This is a genomic window from Lelliottia sp. (genome assembly GCF_045627565.1).
Classification (GTDB): Bacteria; Pseudomonadota; Gammaproteobacteria; order Enterobacterales; family Enterobacteriaceae; genus Enterobacter.
Genome location: NZ_JAZQNX010000034.1, coordinates 70,673 through 89,347, shown reverse-complemented (window position 1 = coordinate 89,347; position 18,675 = coordinate 70,673). Strand labels below are relative to the sequence as shown.

15 protein-coding genes are annotated in these 18,675 nt (G+C 52.7%); 6 read left to right on the top strand and 9 right to left on the bottom strand.

Features of this window, described 5'->3' with window-relative positions; genetic code table 11:
* Positions 1-258 precede the first annotated feature (258 nt).
* Positions 259-1,443: a collagen-like triple helix repeat-containing protein gene (locus tag ACKI5T_RS16945; RefSeq protein WP_407438954.1), complete on the top strand. Its 1,185-nt coding sequence runs from the start codon at positions 259-261 to the stop codon at positions 1,441-1,443.
* A gap of 83 nt (positions 1,444-1,526) precedes the next feature.
* A complete protein-coding gene (locus ACKI5T_RS16940; RefSeq protein WP_407438952.1) occupies positions 1,527-3,245 on the top strand; it encodes a ShlB/FhaC/HecB family hemolysin secretion/activation protein in 1,719 nt (572 codons plus the stop codon).
* Here the strand turns inward: ACKI5T_RS16940 and ACKI5T_RS16935 are convergent.
* Together ACKI5T_RS16935 and ACKI5T_RS16930 are read right to left on the bottom strand one after the other, a co-directional pair.
* Positions 3,237-3,698, bottom strand: a complete 462-nt coding sequence (locus tag ACKI5T_RS16935; protein WP_407438950.1) for a 4Fe-4S dicluster domain-containing protein — start codon at positions 3,696-3,698, stop codon at positions 3,237-3,239. The genes ACKI5T_RS16940 and ACKI5T_RS16935 overlap by 9 nt on opposite strands.
* A gap of 301 nt (positions 3,699-3,999) precedes the next feature.
* A complete protein-coding gene (locus ACKI5T_RS16930) occupies positions 4,000-4,740 on the bottom strand; it encodes a MipA/OmpV family protein (RefSeq protein ID WP_407438949.1) in 741 nt (246 codons plus the stop codon).
* A gap of 118 nt (positions 4,741-4,858) precedes the next feature.
* Between ACKI5T_RS16930 and ACKI5T_RS16925 the strand changes: the two genes are divergently transcribed.
* Entirely contained in the window at positions 4,859-5,821 is a 963-nt protein-coding gene (locus ACKI5T_RS16925; RefSeq protein ID WP_407438947.1) for a LysR family transcriptional regulator, read from the top strand.
* On the opposite strand, the gene ACKI5T_RS16920 is transcribed toward ACKI5T_RS16925, so the two are convergent.
* The 7 genes from ACKI5T_RS16920 to ACKI5T_RS16890 form a co-directional block, all read right to left on the bottom strand.
* Complete coding sequence (locus tag ACKI5T_RS16920; protein ID WP_011915409.1) at positions 5,818-7,356, bottom strand: aldehyde dehydrogenase family protein; 1,539 nt, start codon at positions 7,354-7,356, stop codon at positions 5,818-5,820. The two genes, ACKI5T_RS16925 and ACKI5T_RS16920, sit on opposite strands and share 4 nt — an antisense overlap.
* Before the next feature lie 92 nt (positions 7,357-7,448).
* Positions 7,449-8,600 (bottom strand): L-threonine dehydrogenase, encoded by a 1,152-nt coding sequence (gene yiaY, locus ACKI5T_RS16915; RefSeq protein ID WP_407438945.1) that lies wholly within the window; start codon positions 8,598-8,600, stop codon positions 7,449-7,451.
* A 153-nt stretch (positions 8,601-8,753) separates the two neighbouring features.
* Positions 8,754-10,619, bottom strand: a complete 1,866-nt coding sequence (gene selB, locus ACKI5T_RS16910) for a selenocysteine-specific translation elongation factor (RefSeq protein WP_407438943.1) — start codon at positions 10,617-10,619, stop codon at positions 8,754-8,756.
* Positions 10,616-12,007: an L-seryl-tRNA(Sec) selenium transferase gene (gene selA, locus ACKI5T_RS16905; protein ID WP_407438941.1), complete on the bottom strand. Its 1,392-nt coding sequence runs from the start codon at positions 12,005-12,007 to the stop codon at positions 10,616-10,618. The genes selB and selA overlap by 4 nt, the downstream gene beginning before the upstream one ends.
* Positions 12,008-12,104: 97 nt before the next feature.
* Positions 12,105-12,713, bottom strand: coding sequence for a glutathione S-transferase (locus ACKI5T_RS16900; RefSeq protein ID WP_407438939.1), 609 nt, complete (start codon positions 12,711-12,713; stop codon positions 12,105-12,107).
* 63 nt (positions 12,714-12,776) lie between these two features.
* Positions 12,777-13,913, bottom strand: coding sequence for an HlyD family secretion protein (locus ACKI5T_RS16895; RefSeq protein ID WP_011915404.1), 1,137 nt, complete (start codon positions 13,911-13,913; stop codon positions 12,777-12,779).
* A gap of 2 nt (positions 13,914-13,915) precedes the next feature.
* Positions 13,916-14,272: a DUF3302 domain-containing protein gene (locus ACKI5T_RS16890; RefSeq protein ID WP_407438937.1), complete on the bottom strand. Its 357-nt coding sequence runs from the start codon at positions 14,270-14,272 to the stop codon at positions 13,916-13,918.
* 654 nt (positions 14,273-14,926) lie between these two features.
* On the opposite strand from ACKI5T_RS16890, the gene ACKI5T_RS16885 reads away from it, so the two are divergent.
* From ACKI5T_RS16885 to mtlR, 3 genes are all read left to right on the top strand, one after another.
* Positions 14,927-16,837, top strand: coding sequence for a PTS mannitol transporter subunit IICBA (locus ACKI5T_RS16885; protein WP_407438936.1), 1,911 nt, complete (start codon positions 14,927-14,929; stop codon positions 16,835-16,837).
* A gap of 84 nt (positions 16,838-16,921) precedes the next feature.
* Entirely contained in the window at positions 16,922-18,085 is a 1,164-nt protein-coding gene (gene mtlD / locus ACKI5T_RS16880; protein ID WP_407438934.1) for a mannitol-1-phosphate 5-dehydrogenase, read from the top strand.
* A complete protein-coding gene (gene mtlR, locus ACKI5T_RS16875; protein ID WP_407438932.1) occupies positions 18,085-18,675 on the top strand; it encodes a mannitol operon repressor MtlR in 591 nt (196 codons plus the stop codon). The genes mtlD and mtlR overlap by 1 nt, the downstream gene beginning before the upstream one ends.

Below are 18,675 nucleotides of genomic sequence, written 5' to 3'. Positions count from 1 at the left end.
TCCTTTATCCAGGATTAATCTATAAAATGAATCATTTTATTTGCGCTGTATTAATCCCGGGAAATGTTTAGCAGCAATCAATTAAATCAATATCCTGATAATATTACTATTTTTACCAGAAGCATATTTCCATTATTTTGCCAAAAATATATTTTTTCTTTCTGTTCATTGATATTTTCGCTGTCCGTAAGCAACCCGGGAAATACCACATATACTCACTGATACGCCGCTCGGCGTTTTATTAAGTGGAGTATTCATATGCTACCTAATAACGTTAGCCGCGTCAGCGTTATTGCTGCCGCGGTCCTGCTCGCATTTTCTCTTTCTGCCTGCAGTGGAAGCGGCGGAGGCTCGCATTCCTCAGCAAAAAACAATCCGACTACTGGGACAGATAGCGGATCGGGGTCCGGAAGCGGGGATGGCTCAACCGCCAATAATGGCGGCTCAGGAAGCAATGGTTCCGGCAGTGGCGGAACAGGCAGCGGAGGCGGTGGAACAGGAGGTGGAAATAATGGTGGAGGCACTGGCGGTGGCGGAACAGGAAATAGCGGCACCTCTACAGCCGCCATTAATAACGTGCTGAGCGATACCGGAAAGACCGTCACCAGCGTCGGCTCAACGCTTGATGGGCTTGGCAGCCAGCTTCCTACTGATAATCCCGTAACCTCTACCGTATCGACCACCATTAGTGGTGTCGGGAGCGCAGTGTCCACGGTCGGAACGGGTGTCACAGCGGGCATCGGTAATCCTGATAATGCCAACGGGGTCGGAACGACGGTGAAAGGCGTCACGACAACGGTGACATCGCTGGGTAACACGGTTTCAACCGTCGGAACGGACCTTTCTGGCACAACTGCTGGCACGCCAATTAGTGGTGTAACCAGCCTGACAGGAAGCATTGTGAACAATACCGGGCAACTGGTGAGCAACACAGGTACCGGTTTAACCAGCGCCGTAAGTAGCCCCACCGTGACACAGCTGACGACAGACACCACCACGGTGGTCAACAAAACGCTTGGGGGTGTTCAGGGCGTCACGCAGGGCGTAGGTACCACTACCGGGCTTGGCACGCCGGTAAATGGTCTGCTGACGCAGGTGGGGAATACCGTCAGCGGCGTGGGGACCAACATCAGCACCAATAATAGCGGGTTGAGTGGTGTCGGCCACATTGTGCAAAACACAGGGCAAACCGTCACGGATGTTGGTGGGTTGGTGAAACCAACCTCGTCCACCAGCAGCGGTACGGGTTCACTTTCTGCGGATGCCAATGTCACAGCGAATAACTCAGGCCTGGGCGCGACGGTGAATACTACGCTCAATACGCTCACCGCCGGGGTTACGGCAAATGCAGGAACGACTACCAGTCAAAACGGCGCCACCGCCAATCCTTTGGGTGGTCTTAACTCACTCACCAGCAATCTCCTGAATCCGAAACGTCAGTAATTGCGTTACCCTTCTGCGCCCCCCCATGGGGGCGCATTTCGCAGCAAAATGCCTTTTAGGGCTTAAAGAACAGGGATTGCGCGATGAAACACACTTTACGCTATTCGCTGTCCGGACTGATTGTGTTGAGCATGGCGCGGTCCGATACGCTGCCATCGATTGTCGATCCTAATAACCCCGCGCAAACTTCACCCACGGTGGCTGCACCACCTGCAACACCCGCAGTGATGCCTAAAACCAGCATCCAAAAACCCGAATCGAGGCTCACGCCCGAAACGCCCATTCAGGTTGATCATATCCAGTTTATTGGCGGGACGGTTTATCCCTTAAAAGAACTGCTGGAACCTTTTCGTCCCTACGCGAAAAAAACCGTGCCACTCAAAACGCTGATTGGCCTGGTTAATGACATCACGGCACGCTATAAAGCCGACGGATATTCCCTCTCTTACGCATGGCTGCCGGATAATAATTTCCAGCAGGGAAACATCAAAATCGTGCTGGTCGAGGGGTATGTGGCCCACAGCGATATCAAGAGTAACAACCCCAATATCGCGGCCCGCCTGCAGCGGCTGGCAGCAAAAATCATGCAGGAAAAGCCGCTCACGCAAGACACGTTTGATCGCTATAGCATGTTGATGACCCGCACGCCTGGCGTGCCCGTTACGGCCAATGCCCGCTTGCCAACCAATATTTACGGCGCGGCCGCCATGCAAATCACCGGCAATCAGCCGCATATCTGGGATATCTCATCGACTGTTGATACGCGTAAAGGGCAAGACTTGATGATGGTCAATGGCACGCTCAGCAATCTGACGTCGTATGGCGATCAGCTTGGTGTGGCCACGCTAATCCCCCTGGACAACGACACGCGCAAAACGTATCTCGGTTTGAACTGGCAACAATTTTTGAATGATGAAGGGCTGACTTTGCAGCTAAAAGGCAGCTATTACCGCGAAAAACCACGTGATTATACCCCGCTGTTGTCTCTGCCCAATAACGTGACTGTCGATTCCCGACAAAAATCGACCCAGTACAACGGCGGGGTGAATTTTGGCTACCCGCTGCTATTAACGCAAAAATCACAATTTAATCTGACAGGCGGTTTCGACTACACCGACAGGCAGGATGATTATGATTTGCAGGCGCGCATTGCCAACCGCACTTTCCCTCTGGAACCCCAGAACCTGCACACACGCTATCCGGCACTGGAATTCGGCGTTAACGGGGCGCATCAGTTCACCACCGCCAGCGTGAGCAGCAGACTGGTTGTCCGTCAGGGTTTTAACGATCTGGGAGCCGATGTGGTGTCGGGGCAAAACACCGATCTCAACTTTACACTGTCGAAAGGGTATCTGGATGCCGCCTGGCTCATCGACGAAAAATGGCGACTGTCGACTTCATGGGAAGGCGTGTGGTCAAACAACAACTTACCGGAACCGGAACGCGTGAGTTTTGGCGCGCAGCGTTTTGGTCGGGGTTATCAGGATGGCGAAGCCAGCGGAGACTATGGCTACGGCGGACAGCTCGAATTCCGGTATCTGCACATGCGCAAAAAGAGCACCTGGCTTACCACCGTTCAGCCGTATATTTTAACCGATACGGCACAAACCTGGTTTAATCAGACCGGTTTCCCCCATCAACAATTAGCGTCTGTGGCTGCCGGGGTGATGGTGGGTGATAATCGCCACTACAGCGTCACAGTAGAAGCGGCGCGTCCGATCGGCAGCGTTCCGTCAGACAGCAGCAACCGTGACTGGCGTTACAGCCTAACAGTGACGTGGAATTTCAATAATTTACTGTAATCTCGCGGCGCGCAGTTGGGCGACGTCAACACAAGAGAGGGCATGAGTTGGGCAGGCCTCGACGCAGGCAGGGCCTTGTGCCCGGTGGTGACATAAATCACATTTGATCGCCTGCGCGCGGTGGTGGTTCGCCACCACTCGCATCGCGCCAAACGGGCACGCTATCACGCAGCTTTTGCATCCGATGCAGCGTTGCTGGTCCACTGCGATTCTGCCCTGTTCGCGCCGAATCGCACCCGTCGGACAAACATTCCCACATGGCGCATCTTCACAGTGATGGCAGGTGACCGCCGTCGAAAAGGTATCCCCTTTCACCATCTGGATTCGCGGGAGAAAAGCCTCTGCTGAAAGCTGCGCGCAGTCCTGTTCTTGCTGATGTGCCACGACGCAGGCCACCTCACAAGTCCGGCAGCCGATGCATTTTTCCGAATTCGCCACGATAAACCGGTTCATCCCTTACTCCGCGCAACAGGTAAAAAACCAGAGTGCCCGAAAAGCACGCCAGGGTGCTTTGATCCTACAGGGGGAAGGCGTCAGATTTGTGGTATCAGCCATCGTTTCTGGTCGTATGCCAGAAGCGCTGCCCGCCGAGTGTACATATTGGCTAAAGAAGTGGTTAGCGCGAGAATAAGCGGAATGAATAAAACCCGGTGGCGCTAAACATACCCAAGCTGTAATTCTCGGGTCGGGTAAGTGCAGCACCACCGGGTTGAATATGGTGTTGCCCTCATCCTTGAGGACATATGCTGAGTGCTTAGAAACGCCAGCTCAAGCCAGTCATCAGCGCGAGGCTGTCTTGCCTGTCGATCATTGGGCTGTTCTTCACGTCGTCAGGTAATACGGTATATGCTGCGCTGGCATTCAGGATGAGGTTATCCGTCAGCTGATATTTGGCAACCAGGGCCACGTAAGGGTTCCAGCTATCTCCGGCAGTGTATTGATCCAGGCCGCTGCGGCGTGACTCTTTACCTGAAACACCGTAGTAGTAGTCGTTAAAGCTTTCGTCATAGTACAGAACGCCGACCGATGGAATCAGAGTCAGTTTGTCCATGCGAATCGGTTTGAAATAAGATATTTCACCGACCACACCCCCACTTTCATCCATCGCGTCCGCCGCGACAGCAAACTTCATGCTGCCCCATTTTTCATGGCGGTAATAAGCACCACCCAGCATGGCAGAGGCTTTACGTTCATCCAGTTGCGCCATGGCGTGGTCGTCATTGTCATCCGGATCAAAGTGCAGTGGCATCCAGGAAGCCGTCAGGCTTAATTCATTTTTGCTGTCTTTCCAGAACGCCCAGCCCGCCGTAAATTGACGCACATAGAAATTGTCGCCTTCATAACTGATTAAAGGAATTGCCAGAACGTTCTCGTTATATCCTTTATAAGCCGATTCATTATAAACCGCACCGGCGCCCAATGAAAAATCTCCGGCCATTGCTGATGATGCAGAAAATAATGCCGCGACGATAAGTAAATTCTTTTTGATATTCATTCCCTGTAATCCATTAAATGCCAAAGAAGCAGGCGAATAATAATGGTTACAAATTTATCAATGCAATGGCGTAAATAGTATAATATTATATACAAAATCATATAAATGGCGGTTCACGATGAATAATTTACAGATTAAACCACGTGAGTTAAAGATCATTTCCGTCATTGCTGCAACGCACAGTATCGGAGATGCCGCCGCCCTGTTAGGCATGGCGCAGGCCAATGTCAGTAAATATCTTTCCGATTTTGAAATGCGTGTGGGGCTGAAAGTATTTGAACGTACGACGCGACAACTGGCGCTGACTCAGTTCGGCGAAGCTTTGGTGCCTTACATCAATGCTTCGCTGGATAAAAATAGCCAACTCATTAATTTTATTGCTGATTATAAGCATGAAAAAAGTGGCCGCGTGACAATTTATGCCCCTACCGGAATCATTACGTATCTCGCGCGCCACGTCGTACATGAGATTGAAGAGATCGGAGACATTCGTCTCGCGTTGAAAACCTACAATCTTGATCGCAACGAATTTGCCGAAGGCGTATCCTTCCCGGATGATTGCGATATATTAATTACGTACGCGCAGCCTAAAGACGAAAATTTAGTTGCCAGCGTACTGACAAAATATTCAGTGACCGCTTTCGCTACTGAAACCTATTTAAAGCAACATCCCATTCAAGGCCCAGACGACTTAATTAATCATTCCTGTATTTTGATTGATTCAATGCTGGTCGATGACGCCAATATTTGGCGATTTTGTGTTTATAACAGCAATGAAGTGCGCGACTACAAAGTCACCGGAAATTATATTTGCGATAATACGCAAACAGCGCTGGAATTAGCACGGAATAATTTAGGTATTGTCTTCGCGCCGAAAGAGAGCCTGCAGCAGGAGATCAGTAAAGGCACGCTGGTTCCCTGCTTTCCGCACCGGGAGGAGTGGTGGCTCGATCTCACTGCCATTTTCCGCAAGCGAGAGTATCAGCCGTGGCGTGTCCAGTATGTGCTGGACAGCGTTCTGAATAGCTTACGCACGCATATTTCTCAGGCCGTCCATGGACGGCCCTCGCCTGATAATTAGAATAAACCCAACGGTTTATCCGAATAGCTGACCAGCAAGCATTTCGTTTGCTGGTAATGGTTCAGCATCATCTTGTGCGTTTCGCGCCCAATCCCCGACTGCTTATATCCGCCAAACGCGGCATGGGCCGGATAGGCGTGATAGCAGTTTGTCCAGACGCGCCCGGCCTGAATTCCGCGCCCCATTTTATACGCCAGATTACCGTTGCGGCTCCAGACGCCCGCCCCGAGGCCATATTGCGTATCGTTGGCCAACTCCAGTGCTTCCTCCATGGTTTTAAACGTTGTCACCGCCAGCACCGGTCCGAAGATTTCCTCCTGGAAAACGCGCATATCATTTTTGCCAAACAGAATGGTTGGCTCAAGGTAAAAGCCATCTTTCAGATCGCCTTCGAGCATTTTTCGACGCCCGCCGGTCAGAACATCTGCACCCTCTTTCTTACCGATATCAATGTAATTGAGGATAGTCTCCAGCTGCCCCTGCGAAACCTGTGCGCCCATTTGCGTGACGCTGTCCAGCGGATTACCACTGCGGATGGATTCCACCCGACGAATAGCCCGCTCCATGAAGCGTTCATAAATGGATTCCTGCACCAGCGCTCGGCTTGGACAGGTGCAAACCTCGCCCTGGTTAAAGGCAAACAGCGCAAACCCTTCCAGCGCTTTATCGAAGAAAGCGTCCTCTTCATCCATCACATCGGCAAAGAAAATGTTCGGCGATTTCCCCCCCAGCTCCAGCGTGACTGGAATGATATTTTGGGTCGCATACTGCATGATCTGCTGGCCTACTTCCGTGGAGCCGGTAAACGCGACTTTCGCGATACGCTTCGAGGTCGCCAGATATTCACCGATTTCGCCGCCTGCCCCGTTCACAACGTTAATCACCCCCGGCGGAACCAGGTCGCCAATGATTTCCATCAGCAGTAATACTGACAGCGGGGTTAAGCGTGCCGGTTTAAGGATCACGCAGTTGCCCGCCGCCAGCGCGGGAGCCATTTTCCAGCTCGCCATCAGCAGCGGGAAGTTCCACGGAATAATTTGCCCCACGACACCCAGCGGCTCGTGGAAATGGTAGGCAACCGTTTCACTGTCCACCTCGCTGATTCCCCCTTCCTGAGCGCGAATACAGGAGGCAAAATAACGGAAGTGGTCGATAGCCAGCGGTACGTCAGCGCCAGTGGTTTCGCGGATCGGTTTGCCGTTATCCCAGGTTTCAGCCGCTGCCAGCAGCTCCAGGTTTTGCTCCATCCGATCGGCGATTTTCAATAGAATGGCGGCTCTGTCCTGAACCGAGGTGTGTCCCCATTTCTCTTTCGCTTTATGCGCCGCATCCAGCGCCAGATCGATATCTTTTTTGCCGGAGCTGGCAATTTCGCATAGCGGTTGCCCAGTGACAGGCGTCAGATTCGAGTAATACTCGCCGTCGACGGGAGCAACCCAGCCGCCGCCAATGAAGTTGTCGTACCGGGGTTTTAACTTGAGGGGATAACCATACTCGCCAGGCTGCAAACGCGTTGAGGGAGGATTATTCGTCATGACCGTCTCCTTGCTGTTGGTGTCTAACAAGGGTAGTCACGACTGGCGATTTTTTCGCCAGCCGCTTACAGCTTTACGACAGGAATCACGGATTACAGCGCCGCACGATAAATCGCCATAATCTCGTCATGCGTGGCCTGGATTGGATTAGTGAATCCGCATGCGTCTTTCAGCGCGTTGGTCGCCAGAATTGGGAAGTCCGCTTCCTTCACGTTGAGGTCACGCAGACCCGCCGGGATATTCACTTTACGCGCCAGGGAGCGAATCTCTGCGATACACGCCTGTGCACCCTGTTCTGCGGTCATTTGACTGACATCAACACCCATCGCCTGGGCGCAATCACGCAGACGCGGGGCTGCCGCTTTGCTGTTAAACGTCTGCACGTGTGGCAACAATATCGCATTGCACACACCGTGCGGCAGATCGTAAAAGCCACCCAGCTGATGCGCCATCGCATGCACATACCCGAGAGACGCATTGTTGAACGCCATACCCGCCAGGAATTGCGCGTAGGCCATTGCTTCACGGGCGACAGCGTTGCTGCCATCTTCTACCGCATGCGTCAGGTTCTCGGCGATCATTGTCATCGCTTTCAATGCACAAGCGTCGGTGATCGGCGTGGCGGCAATGGACACATAGGCTTCTATCGCGTGAGTCAACGCATCCATACCGGTTGCGGCCGTCAGGGATTTCGGCATGCCAACCATCAGCGAAGAGTCATTCACGGACAAAACAGGTGTGACATGCTTATCGACAATCGCCATTTTAATATGACGCACTTCGTCGGTAATAATGCAGAAACGGGTCATTTCGGATGCCGTGCCCGCCGTAGTATTAATCGCAATCATGGGTAACTGCGGTTTTGCCGAGCGATCGACGCCCTCATAGTCACGAATATCCCCACCGTTTGCCGCGACCAGCGCAATACCTTTCGCGCAATCATGTGGAGAACCGCCGCCGAGCGAAATAACGCAATCACAGTTATTTTCTTTTAAGATTTTCAGCCCCGCAGCGACATTAGCAGTGGTTGGATTAGGGTGCGTGCCATCAAATACAACGCTGACAATATCGCGTTCCTGAAGCGCGTTTTGAATATCGGCGACCATCCCCATTTTGTTTAACACCGCGTCAGTCACAATCAGGGCACGATGCCAGCCGTAATCGCGCATAGTATCCATTGCGCTAACTAATGAATCAGAACCTATAATATTCACCGAAGGAATATAAAATACGGATGCAGTCATAGTAATACCTCGAAGGGATTAATGTTCAAGGCAGAATACAAAAAGGGGAATATAAAAAACATGATCAAAAAGGTAATATTGCGTGGATATTCGCAGGTTTTTTATTTTTAAGCCTGCGAAATATATTATTTAGTATATAAGCTTATCTTTTTGTTAATTTATATTATCGACTGATGTTATCTCAGGAAATAATAACGAATCACGTAATAGATGATCATTACCACGACGACGCGTAAAACCAATCCGATTAAAATATTCCAGAATTTGAATCGCCAGCTTACGCCCGACGTTAAGCCGATCGCGGAAGTCAGCCGCACAAGTCGATCCCTTTTCCTGATCCAACTCGCGAATCAAATTGGCAAACGTCACGATACGATCGTTGCGGTAGTAGCGATCTTTCACGATCGCGGTAATCAGCCCCTGCTGCGCTGAGTGGCGCAACACCTGGCGCATGAGCTGCTCGTCTGTCCCCGTCTGCTGGGCCAGGTCGCGCACCCACCAGGGTTCATCACCAAATAACGGCGCGACTTTTTGCCATATCGCGTCTTGTTCAGGTGTAAAGCCCGCTTTGTGATCCGGCAGGTGCAGCCAACCGTGGTGACTATGGATGACGCCGCTTTCACGCATTTTTTCAATCAACAGCAGAACCAGCGCGTCATCTTCCATCGGCAGAGCCATACGGCGCAGCCGTTCACGCCCAGGCCCCGGTTCATCCTGATGCTGTTCGTGATAAGTCGCAAGCGTCGTCAGCACTTTACGCTGCCAGCGCGCGGCGACCGGCGCGTTCAGTAAGTTAACGCCCGCCTGGATAAAATCGGGCTGCTGCGACAATCGGTGCAGCCCCTCGTCACTCAGCTGCCGCGCCCAGGCAAAATCAGCAAGATTTACCGCACCGCGATCGAGATGCACCGCCAGGGCGGATTTGTCATTCTCTGCCAGCGCGAGCGCCGCCAGCCATTGGAGATATTCAGCTTTGCGCTTGCCGCGACGGGGTGGATTTAACGTCACTACACGAGCACCTGCCAGCGTGGCCCGCGCGGAGATATCGCGCAGCACCAGTCTATCATTATCAGCCAGCCAAAGCGGTGTATCGAATACCAGCTCTGCCAGATCGTTTTCCAGCAGCGAAACGCGGCCAGTGGCGTGGCTGGCGGCATGGTGGATATGCAGCGGCTGCCACTGCGTCAACGGCGTATGGGCTTGCAGGGAAACAATCACGCGCTCGGACGGCTCCGGTGGCGCGTCGGACAGCAGCCAGTCGCCGCGATTGAGTTGTTCTTTTTCAGCATCACCCGCAATGTTCAGCGCGATACGCTGCCCGGCATGTGCCTGTTCAGACGGCTGATTCTGCGCATGCAGACCACGTACACGCATCGGTTTGTTGACGCCCGTCAGCCACAGGCTGTCCCCCACTTTCACTTCACCACTCAGCGCCGTACCGGTGACGACCAGTCCAGCCCCTTTCACGGTAAATGCGCGGTCGATGGCTAAACGGAACCGATGATCGCGGGTTTGCTCGCGCGAAGAAAGATGCTGTAAATGAGAGCGAAGTTCGTCGATACCCCGCCCTTCTGTAGCGACGGTGACAAAAACAGGCGCATCGGCAAAACCGTACTCCTGTAATGTCGCCTGAAGCTGTTCGCGGACTTCATCAATACGACTCTCATCGACACGATCCGCTTTCGTCAGCGCAACCGTGAGCTGCGGATTACCGGTCAATTGCAAAATAGCCAGATGCTCGCGCGTTTGCGCCATCACGCCATCATCACAGGCCACCACCAGCAGCGCGAGGTCGATTCCGCCAACACCTGCCAGCATATTCGAGAGAAATTTTTCATGCCCAGGCACATCAATAAAGCCCAGAATCCGGCCATCGGGTTGCGGCCAATAGGCATATCCCAGATCGATGGTCATGCCGCGTTTTTTCTCTTCGGGCAAGCGATCGGCATTCACACCCGTGATGGCCTGCAACAGCGTGGTTTTCCCGTGGTCGACATGACCGGCAGTGGCAATAATCATTTCAGCAACATCTCCAGAAACTGTTCTTCATCTTCAAGACAGCGCAGATCCAGCCACAGCCGCCCGTCATAGATGCGCCCAATGATGGGCGTAGGCAATGCACGCCAGCAGGATGACAGCGCTTCGAGCTGGCTACCGCGCCCGTCGCGCGGCGTAAACGTCAGTGCCGCGCTCGGCAGGCGGTCGACCGGAAGCGATCCGCTGCCAATCTGCGACTGACAGGATTCAACATGCACGTCAAACGCCACGAAATGCGCAGCGATTTTTGCGCGCAATAACTCGGCCTGAGCGCGAATCGACGCCGCATCGCGCGCCAACAATCGTAACGTGGGCAGCCGTTCTGCCAGTGTTTCCGGATGGAGATACAGTCGCAGCGTGGCTTCAAGCGCCGCCAGCGTCATTTTATCGACGCGCAGCGCGCGTTTCAGCGGATGTTGCTGTAGCTTTTCAATCAGTTCGCGTTTGCCAACGATAATGCCCGCCTGCGGACCACCCAGCAGCTTATCGCCCGAAAAACTGACCAGACTGACGCCCGCGGCGATCATCTCCTGCGGCATCGGCTCTTTCGGCAAGCCGTACACGCTGAGATCCACCAGCGAACCGCTGCCCAAATCCGCAATCACCGACACGTTCAGCTCGCGGCCAATCTCTGCCAGTTCCGCCTCTTCAACGGTTTTGGTAAAACCTTCAATCTGATAATTACTGGTGTGGACTTTCATCAACAGCGCAGTGTTTTCATTTACCGCAGCGCGATAGTCCTTCGCATGCGTCCGGTTCGTCGTCCCCACTTCATGCAGTGTGCAACCGGCCTGGCGCATCACATCTGGAATGCGAAACGCCCCGCCGATCTCCACTAATTCACCACGCGACACCACCACCTCTTTTCCGCTTGCGGTCGCGGCCAACATCAGCAGCACTGCCGCCGCGTTGTTATTCACGATGCAGGCATCTTCTGCGCCCGTAATCTGGCACAGCAGACTCGCCAGCGCCCGGTCACGATGACCACGGCCAGCGCCATCCAGATCGTATTCCAGCGTCACGGGCGAACGCATCGCCTGCGTGACGGCCTCAATCGCCTCTTCAGCCTGCGGTGCACGACCTAAATTGGTGTGAAGCACCGTTCCGGTAAGGTTAATGACCGGGCGCAACGCGCTCTGCGTTTGCGCTTTCAAGCGCTTTTCTACTTCCATCGGCCAGTCCGCACACCACTGCGGCAATGCGTTTTCAGCCTGAATATGCAGGCGCGCTTCATCCTGTAACAAACGCAACAACGCGACGGCGCGAGTGTGTCCGAACTGTTCAAGAATGGGAGTGAAGCGGGGATCACGCAGCAGGCGATCGGACGCAGGTATCTGGCTGTAGAGGGAATGATGAGTCGTCATTGTCATGCCTGGAAGTGGGGGTTTTATCCCCCTCCCGACGGGAGAGGGGGTCAATTTCTACAGGGATTGTACAGGCTAAAGAGGAGAAGTGTTATAACTCGCATCAAACCTTCGGCGGTTCCGTACGGGCAAAACTTTCGCGCTGGAAGAGCGTTTCAGCGAGTTTAACCAGCAGCGGACGCTCTACGCACCAGCCCGGAGAAACATGGCGAAAATTGAGGTAGCCCACGGCGCAGGCAATCGCAATCGTGGCCAGATTCAGCGTATCGGTTTTAACATTGCCGTTATGCAGAAGCTGTTCACATCTGTCCAGGCTGCGATTGATTTTCTCCCGCTGGCGCAATAGCTCCGTTTCGGATTGCTGCGCCGCAGGGCGCGCTTGCTCACGCACGGACGCCAGCGCCGCATCCATAATGCCATCCGCCAGCGCTTCGATTTGCCTCACGGCAAGCGCTGCTTTCGGTTCACGTGGCACCATTGCAGGCGCAATGCCGAGCAGTTCGATATATTCCGCAATAATCGGGGAGTCAAACCAGCATTCGCCATCATCGGTGAGCAGCGCCGGGACTTTTCCCAGCGGGTTATACTGCGCCACGCCATTCTCTGCGTTGTACGGCTGCTCATTCACAAACTCGAACGTGATGCCTTTTTCCAACAGGAGAACCGAAATTTTACGCACGAATGGACTGGTGTAGCTGCCGATGAGTTTCATTGCCTGATCCTTGATTCATCCAAAAGGGTAAGTATGGATCAGGCAATGAAAAAAGGCAGAACCTTAATGATCGAGGTAGAGGTAATGCATCCAACTGGTCATGCGCAGTAGCACTTTTCGCATCACCGAGACGTGAGAAAAGTGGTCGGAATAGACGGCCACTTGCGCATAGATGCCGTCCGGCAACGCTTCGACATCCGCATTCGGCGCGAGCTCAATCGTGCCAAGCACCCCGTCCGTACCCGGAATCACCGTTAACGATTGCAGCGCGCCCTGAGCCTGATAAGAACCGCCCGGCACCACCGGTAAAATGCTGGTGAGCTTACCGCTGAAGACCTGGCCCGGCAGCGCGTTGAAGACCACTTCGGCTTCGTCACCCGGTTTCAGACGCAGTAACGAGTTCTGGCGGAACTGCGCCACAATGAGTCGTTTTTGCTCCGGAATAAACACCATCACCGGACGTAACGGCAGCGCAGCAGCATAGGTCCCCGGACGGATCAGCACCTGAGTGACATAGCCATCGCTGGGTGCGCGCACCACGGTCTGTTCGAGATTGTAGTTAGCTTCTGTAAGCTGGGCGCGAAGTGAGACAATTTGCGATTGCTCGCCGTTGACCATGCTGTCTAACTGGCTTTTGATTTGCGCTTGATCCGCGATGGACGCTTTGACCATCGCATCCTGCGCCAGATAGTTTTGCCGCGCGTTATCAATGTCGCTTTCTGAGAAGGGATTGACCTTCGCCTGGCTGCCCTTCAGGTAGCGTTGGAAATCTTTATAAAGTCTGTCGCGTTCGGCAGACACGCGAGTGGTATTCGCTTCGGCTTCAGAAAGCTGCGCTTTCAGGACATCAATACTGTGTGTCGCCGTCACTAAATCCGCTTTAAGTCTGTCGACTCTGGCTTGATAGCGTACCGGGTCCAATTTAAATAACACTTCGCCTTTTTTAATGAGCTGATTATTTTTATCCGTGACTTCACTCACCACCCCAGTAACCTGCGGGGTAATCGGAATAGAAATTACTGCTTTCTGTGCCGTGAAGGTATACGGATGGTTATAGTTCATTAATAAAATCAAACCAGCGACAATAAACACTCCACCTAATGCGGCAGTAGACAGCGTCCATTGATTAACGGGAATGCGAAAAATTTTAAATATTGCCCACGCAAACGCCACGTAAGTCAAAATAATGAGCAGATCCATATTTAGCCCTCCGCCCTATTTTTGTTCGCGGGCGTAGGCGTGGCGGCAAGCCGCTGTTCCAGGTCGGCAACGCGTTTAGAAAGGGCATCAATATCTTGTTGCTGCGGGGCGGGAACGGCTTGATTTTGCATACCCCACCCGCGCTCTGGCTGGTACAGTGTGGCCCAAATCCACAGGAAGGGCCAGATAACGTGGAGCGTAAACAGACTCACCCAACCCGCCGTATGGATCGCATCAGCGTGGGGATGATTACGCTTTTTTGCCATTAAATAAGGGATGTCGTGGATGGCAATGATTCCGTAAAAAAGAACCAGGAAAACGAAAATCAATACACCCAGCGCAAAATAGTTTAAAAACATATTTGCCTCACTCGAAACAACGTCAACTCATTAAATTAATAAAATGGTACGCAACCAAATTAATTCATTTAAGTACAATCTAATGCACTTATTATTTCAGAGCCGGGGAGTATGGTTTTTTATTATATCTCCATGCAAGTTTATAAGCGTGACAAAATATATCATGAATAATAATAGACTTAAGTTTACATAATGAGCGTAATCCAGGTTTCCACTTTTCGCCATAACCTATGAGGTGAAATTCGTTTAGCTTTTCGTGTGACGAAATCCTGGCTCTGGAGAGCCATACCGAATTTGCCGCCGATCGCATCAAGAGAAATCCGCATCAAAATATTTTGTGAAATCAATCACAATAACGAGACAAACACCAAATCATAAAATGTGATCAGCTTCACATTAACAGGCCTAATCAGCGACTTTTTTCTCCATTGTATTTTTTCATACTCTCATTTTGTGATAGCGATCACTTCAATGTTATCCGCACCCCCTGTATTTGCGTGATTCAGATCACATAAATTTTCACTGTCTGGACAGTTGAACGATTCGGTGCCAGATTTCACAGCATCAGAACAGGGCTCAGCAACCTCTGCCGCCGCACATTAACGATAAACCTCGGGCTGAAAGCCTAAGCGTAAACATAAGAAGGGGTGTTTTATGTCATCCGATTTCAAGATCAAAGTACAAAGCTTTGGTCGTTTCCTCAGCAACATGGTGATGCCAAATATCGGCGCGTTTATCGCGTGGGGTATCATCACCGCCTTGTTCATTCCAACAGGATGGTTGCCGAGCGAAACCCTGGCGAAGCTTGTTGGTCCAATGATTACCTATCTGCTGCCACTGCTCATCGGTTTTACCGGTGGTCGTTTGGTCGGCGGTGACCGTGGTGGTGTGGTCGGTGCAATTACGACCATGGGCGTGATCGTCGGCGCGGATATGCCGATGTTCCTCGGTGCAATGATTGCCGGTCCGCTGGGCGGCTGGGCGATTAAGAAATTCGACGTTTGGGTTGATGGCAAAATCAAATCCGGCTTCGAAATGCTGGTGAACAACTTCTCCGCTGGCATCATCGGTATGATCCTGGCGATTCTGGCGTTCCTCGGCATTGGCCCTGCGGTTGAAGTGCTGTCTAAAGTGCTGGCTGCTGGCGTTAACTTCATGGTTGTTCACGACATGCTGCCGCTGGCGTCTATCTTTGTTGAACCGGCGAAAATCCTGTTCCTCAATAACGCGATTAACCACGGTATCTTCTCGCCGCTGGGTATTCAGCAGTCTCATGAACTCGGCAAGTCCATCTTCTTCCTGATTGAAGCAAACCCAGGTCCGGGTATGGGTGTTCTGCTGGCGTATATGTTCTTTGGTCGTGGCAGCGCGAAACAGTCTGCAGGCGGCGCGGCAATCATCCACTTCCTGGGTGGTATCCACGAAATTTACTTCCCATACGTGCTGATGAACCCACGTCTGATCCTGGCCGTTATCCTCGGCGGTATGACTGGTGTGTTCACCCTGAGCGTATTGGGTGGCGGTCTGGTTTCTCCAGCGTCTCCAGGCTCTATCCTGGCGGTACTGGCGATGACGCCAAAAGGCGCTTACTTCGCTAACATCGCAGCGATTTGTGCCGCAATGGCGGTCTCCTTCGTGGTCTCTGCCATCTTGCTGAAAACCAGCAAAGTGAAAGAAGAAGACGATATCGAAGCGGCGACCCGTCGCATGCATGATATGAAGTCCGAATCCAAAGGTGTTGCAACGCCGCTGTCTGCTGGCGACGTGTCTAACGACCTGAGCCATGTGCGTAAAATCATCGTGGCATGCGATGCGGGTATGGGTTCCAGCGCCATGGGTGCCGGGGTGCTGCGCAAGAAAGTCCAGGACGCGGGTCTGACCCACATCTCCGTGACCAACAGCGCCATCAACAGCCTGCCGGGGGACGTTGACCTGGTCATCACGCACCGCGATCTGACTGAGCGTGCGATGCGTCAGGTTCCGCAAGCACAGCACATTTCGCTGACCAACTTCCTCGATAGCGGCCTGTATTCCAGCCTGACCGAACGTCTGGTTGCAGCACAGCGTCACACCGAAAACGAAGTGAAAGTTCGCGATAGCCTGAAAGACAGTTTTGATCCGAACGATAGCCACTTGTTCAAACTGGGTGCGGAGAACATCTTCCTGGGTCGCACGGCGAGCCACAAAGAAGAAGCGATTCGCTTTGCCGGTGAGCAACTGGTGAAAGGCGGCTACGTTGAGCCAGAGTACGTTGATGCCATGCTGGAACGTGAAAAGCTGACCCCAACGTATCTGGGCGAATCTATCGCGGTGCCACACGGTACGGTTGAAGCGAAAGACCGCGTATTGAAAACCGGCGTGGTGTTCTGTCAGTATCCTGATGGCGTGCGTTTTGGTGAAGAAGAAGACGATATCGCCCGTCTGGTGATTGGTATCGCCGCTCGCAACAACGAGCACATCCAGGTGATTACCAGCCTGACAAACGCGCTGGATGATGAAACCGTTATCGAGCGCCTGTCACAGACCACCAGCGTTGAAGAAGTGCTGGCTCTGCTGAACAAATAAGTTCTGCCTGGCCCCCTCTCCCTTTGGGGAGAGGGTTAGGGTGAGGGAAAAGCCTCACCCCAGCCCTCTCGGGTAAAAACATTGATGAAGGTTAATACGATGAAAGCATTACATTTTGGCGCAGGTAATATCGGTCGTGGCTTTATCGGCAAACTGCTGGCAGACGCGGGCATTACGCTAACATTCGCCGATGTGAATCAGGTGGTGCTCGACGCCCTGAATGCCCGTCATAGCTACGATGTTCACGTTGTCGGCGAAAACGAACAGGTTGAAACCGTCTCAGGCGTCAACGCTGTTAGCAGCATTGGCGATGACGTTGTAGACCTGATCGCAAGCGTAGACCTGGTGACCACCGCCGTGGGCCCGGTGGTGCTTGAGCGCATCGCCCCTGCCGTCGCAAAAGGCCTCGCAAAACGCAAAGCACAGGGCAATAACACGCCGCTGAACATCATCGCCTGCGAAAACATGGTGCGTGGTACCACACAACTGAAAGGCCACGTTCTGGCCGCCGTGGCTGATGAAGATAAAGCCTGGGTTGAAGAGCACGTCGGTTTTGTGGATTCCGCCGTTGACCGCATCGTTCCCCCATCCGAATCTGCAACAAACGACCCGCTGGAAGTGACCGTTGAAACCTTCAGCGAGTGGATCGTCGACAAAACCCAGTTCAAAGGCGCGCTGCCGGCTATTCCGGGAATGGAATTGACGGATAACCTGATGGCCTTTGTCGAACGCAAACTCTTCACGCTGAACACCGGGCATGCTATAACCGCGTACCTCGGAAAATTGGCCGGTCATCAAACCATTCGTGACGCGATTCTCGATGAGAAAATCCGCGCTGTGGTAAAAGGTGCAATGGACGAGAGCGGCGCGGTCCTGATCAAACGCTACGGTTTTGATGCTGAGAAACATGCGGCATACATTCAGAAAATCCTCGGTCGTTTTGAAAACCCGTATCTGAAAGATGACGTTGAGCGCGTTGGGCGTCAGCCGCTGCGTAAACTCAGCGCGGGCGACCGTCTGATTAAGCCGCTGTTGGGCACGCTGGAATACGGTTTGCCGCACGCCAATTTGGTGAAAGGTATCGCCGCTGCCATGCATTATCGCAGCGAGCAAGATCCGCAGGCGATTGAGCTGGCAGAATTGATTGATACCAAAGGCCCGCAAGATGCGCTGGCGCAGCTTTCTGGCCTTGAAGCGAAGAGTGACGTAGTGCTGGAGGCGGTTAACGCATACAACGCGACGAAATAATGATGCAGGTTCTGGCGCAGGTCACCCTGCGCCCGATGGATAGATTGTCAGATATGCAGGCAATAATGGAACAAACCCAGGCCTTTGAAAATCGTGTGCTTGAGCGTCTGAATGCTGGCAAAACCGTACGAAGTTTCCTGATTGCTGCCGTCGAGTTACTTACCGAGGCGGTCAATATTCTGGTTCTTCAGGTGTTTCGCAAAGACGACTACGCGGTAAAATATGCTGTAGAACCGTTACTGGACGGAGACGGACCGCTGGGCGATTTGTCAGTCCGCCTGAAATTGATTTATGGCCTTGGCGTGCTCAGCAGGCATGAATATGAAGATGCTGAATTGCTGATGGCGCTGCGCGAAGAGTTAAATCACGACGGCAATGAATACGCCTTTACCGATGACGAAATTCTTGGGCCTTTCGGCGAATTACATTGCGTCACTGCGCTACCGCCTGCTCCTCATTTCGATAACAGCGATCCTGATCTGTATGCGATGCAAAAGCTTCGTTATCAACAGGTTATGCGGTCAACGATGGTCCTTTCCCTGACTGAGCTGATTTCCCGAATCAGCTTAAAGAAAGCGTTTCAGAAGTAA

What these genes read in the sequence shown, in the direction of transcription:
- ACKI5T_RS16945 (WP_407438954.1), top strand. Translation starts at nt 259, where the DNA reads ATGCTACCTAATAACGTTAGCCGCGTCAGCGTTATTGCTGCCGCGGTC.
- ACKI5T_RS16940 (WP_407438952.1), top strand. Translation starts at nt 1,527, where the DNA reads ATGAAACACACTTTACGCTATTCGCTGTCCGGACTGATTGTGTTGAGC.
- ACKI5T_RS16890 (WP_407438937.1), bottom strand. Translation starts at nt 14,272, where the DNA reads ATGTTTTTAAACTATTTTGCGCTGGGTGTATTGATTTTCGTTTTCCTG.
- ACKI5T_RS16900 (WP_407438939.1), bottom strand. Translation starts at nt 12,713, where the DNA reads ATGAAACTCATCGGCAGCTACACCAGTCCATTCGTGCGTAAAATTTCG.
- ACKI5T_RS16885 (WP_407438936.1), top strand. Translation starts at nt 14,927, where the DNA reads ATGTCATCCGATTTCAAGATCAAAGTACAAAGCTTTGGTCGTTTCCTC.
- yiaY (WP_407438945.1), bottom strand. Translation starts at nt 8,600, where the DNA reads ATGACTGCATCCGTATTTTATATTCCTTCGGTGAATATTATAGGTTCT.
- ACKI5T_RS16920 (WP_011915409.1), bottom strand. Translation starts at nt 7,356, where the DNA reads ATGACGAATAATCCTCCCTCAACGCGTTTGCAGCCTGGCGAGTATGGT.
- mtlR (WP_407438932.1), top strand. Translation starts at nt 18,085, where the DNA reads ATGATGCAGGTTCTGGCGCAGGTCACCCTGCGCCCGATGGATAGATTG.
- ACKI5T_RS16895 (WP_011915404.1), bottom strand. Translation starts at nt 13,913, where the DNA reads ATGGATCTGCTCATTATTTTGACTTACGTGGCGTTTGCGTGGGCAATA.
- selB (WP_407438943.1), bottom strand. Translation starts at nt 10,619, where the DNA reads ATGATTATTGCCACTGCCGGTCATGTCGACCACGGGAAAACCACGCTG.
- ACKI5T_RS16925 (WP_407438947.1), top strand. Translation starts at nt 4,859, where the DNA reads ATGAATAATTTACAGATTAAACCACGTGAGTTAAAGATCATTTCCGTC.
- selA (WP_407438941.1), bottom strand. Translation starts at nt 12,007, where the DNA reads ATGACAATGACGACTCATCATTCCCTCTACAGCCAGATACCTGCGTCC.
- mtlD (WP_407438934.1), top strand. Translation starts at nt 16,922, where the DNA reads ATGAAGGTTAATACGATGAAAGCATTACATTTTGGCGCAGGTAATATC.
- ACKI5T_RS16930 (WP_407438949.1), bottom strand. Translation starts at nt 4,740, where the DNA reads ATGAATATCAAAAAGAATTTACTTATCGTCGCGGCATTATTTTCTGCA.
- ACKI5T_RS16935 (WP_407438950.1), bottom strand. Translation starts at nt 3,698, where the DNA reads ATGAACCGGTTTATCGTGGCGAATTCGGAAAAATGCATCGGCTGCCGG.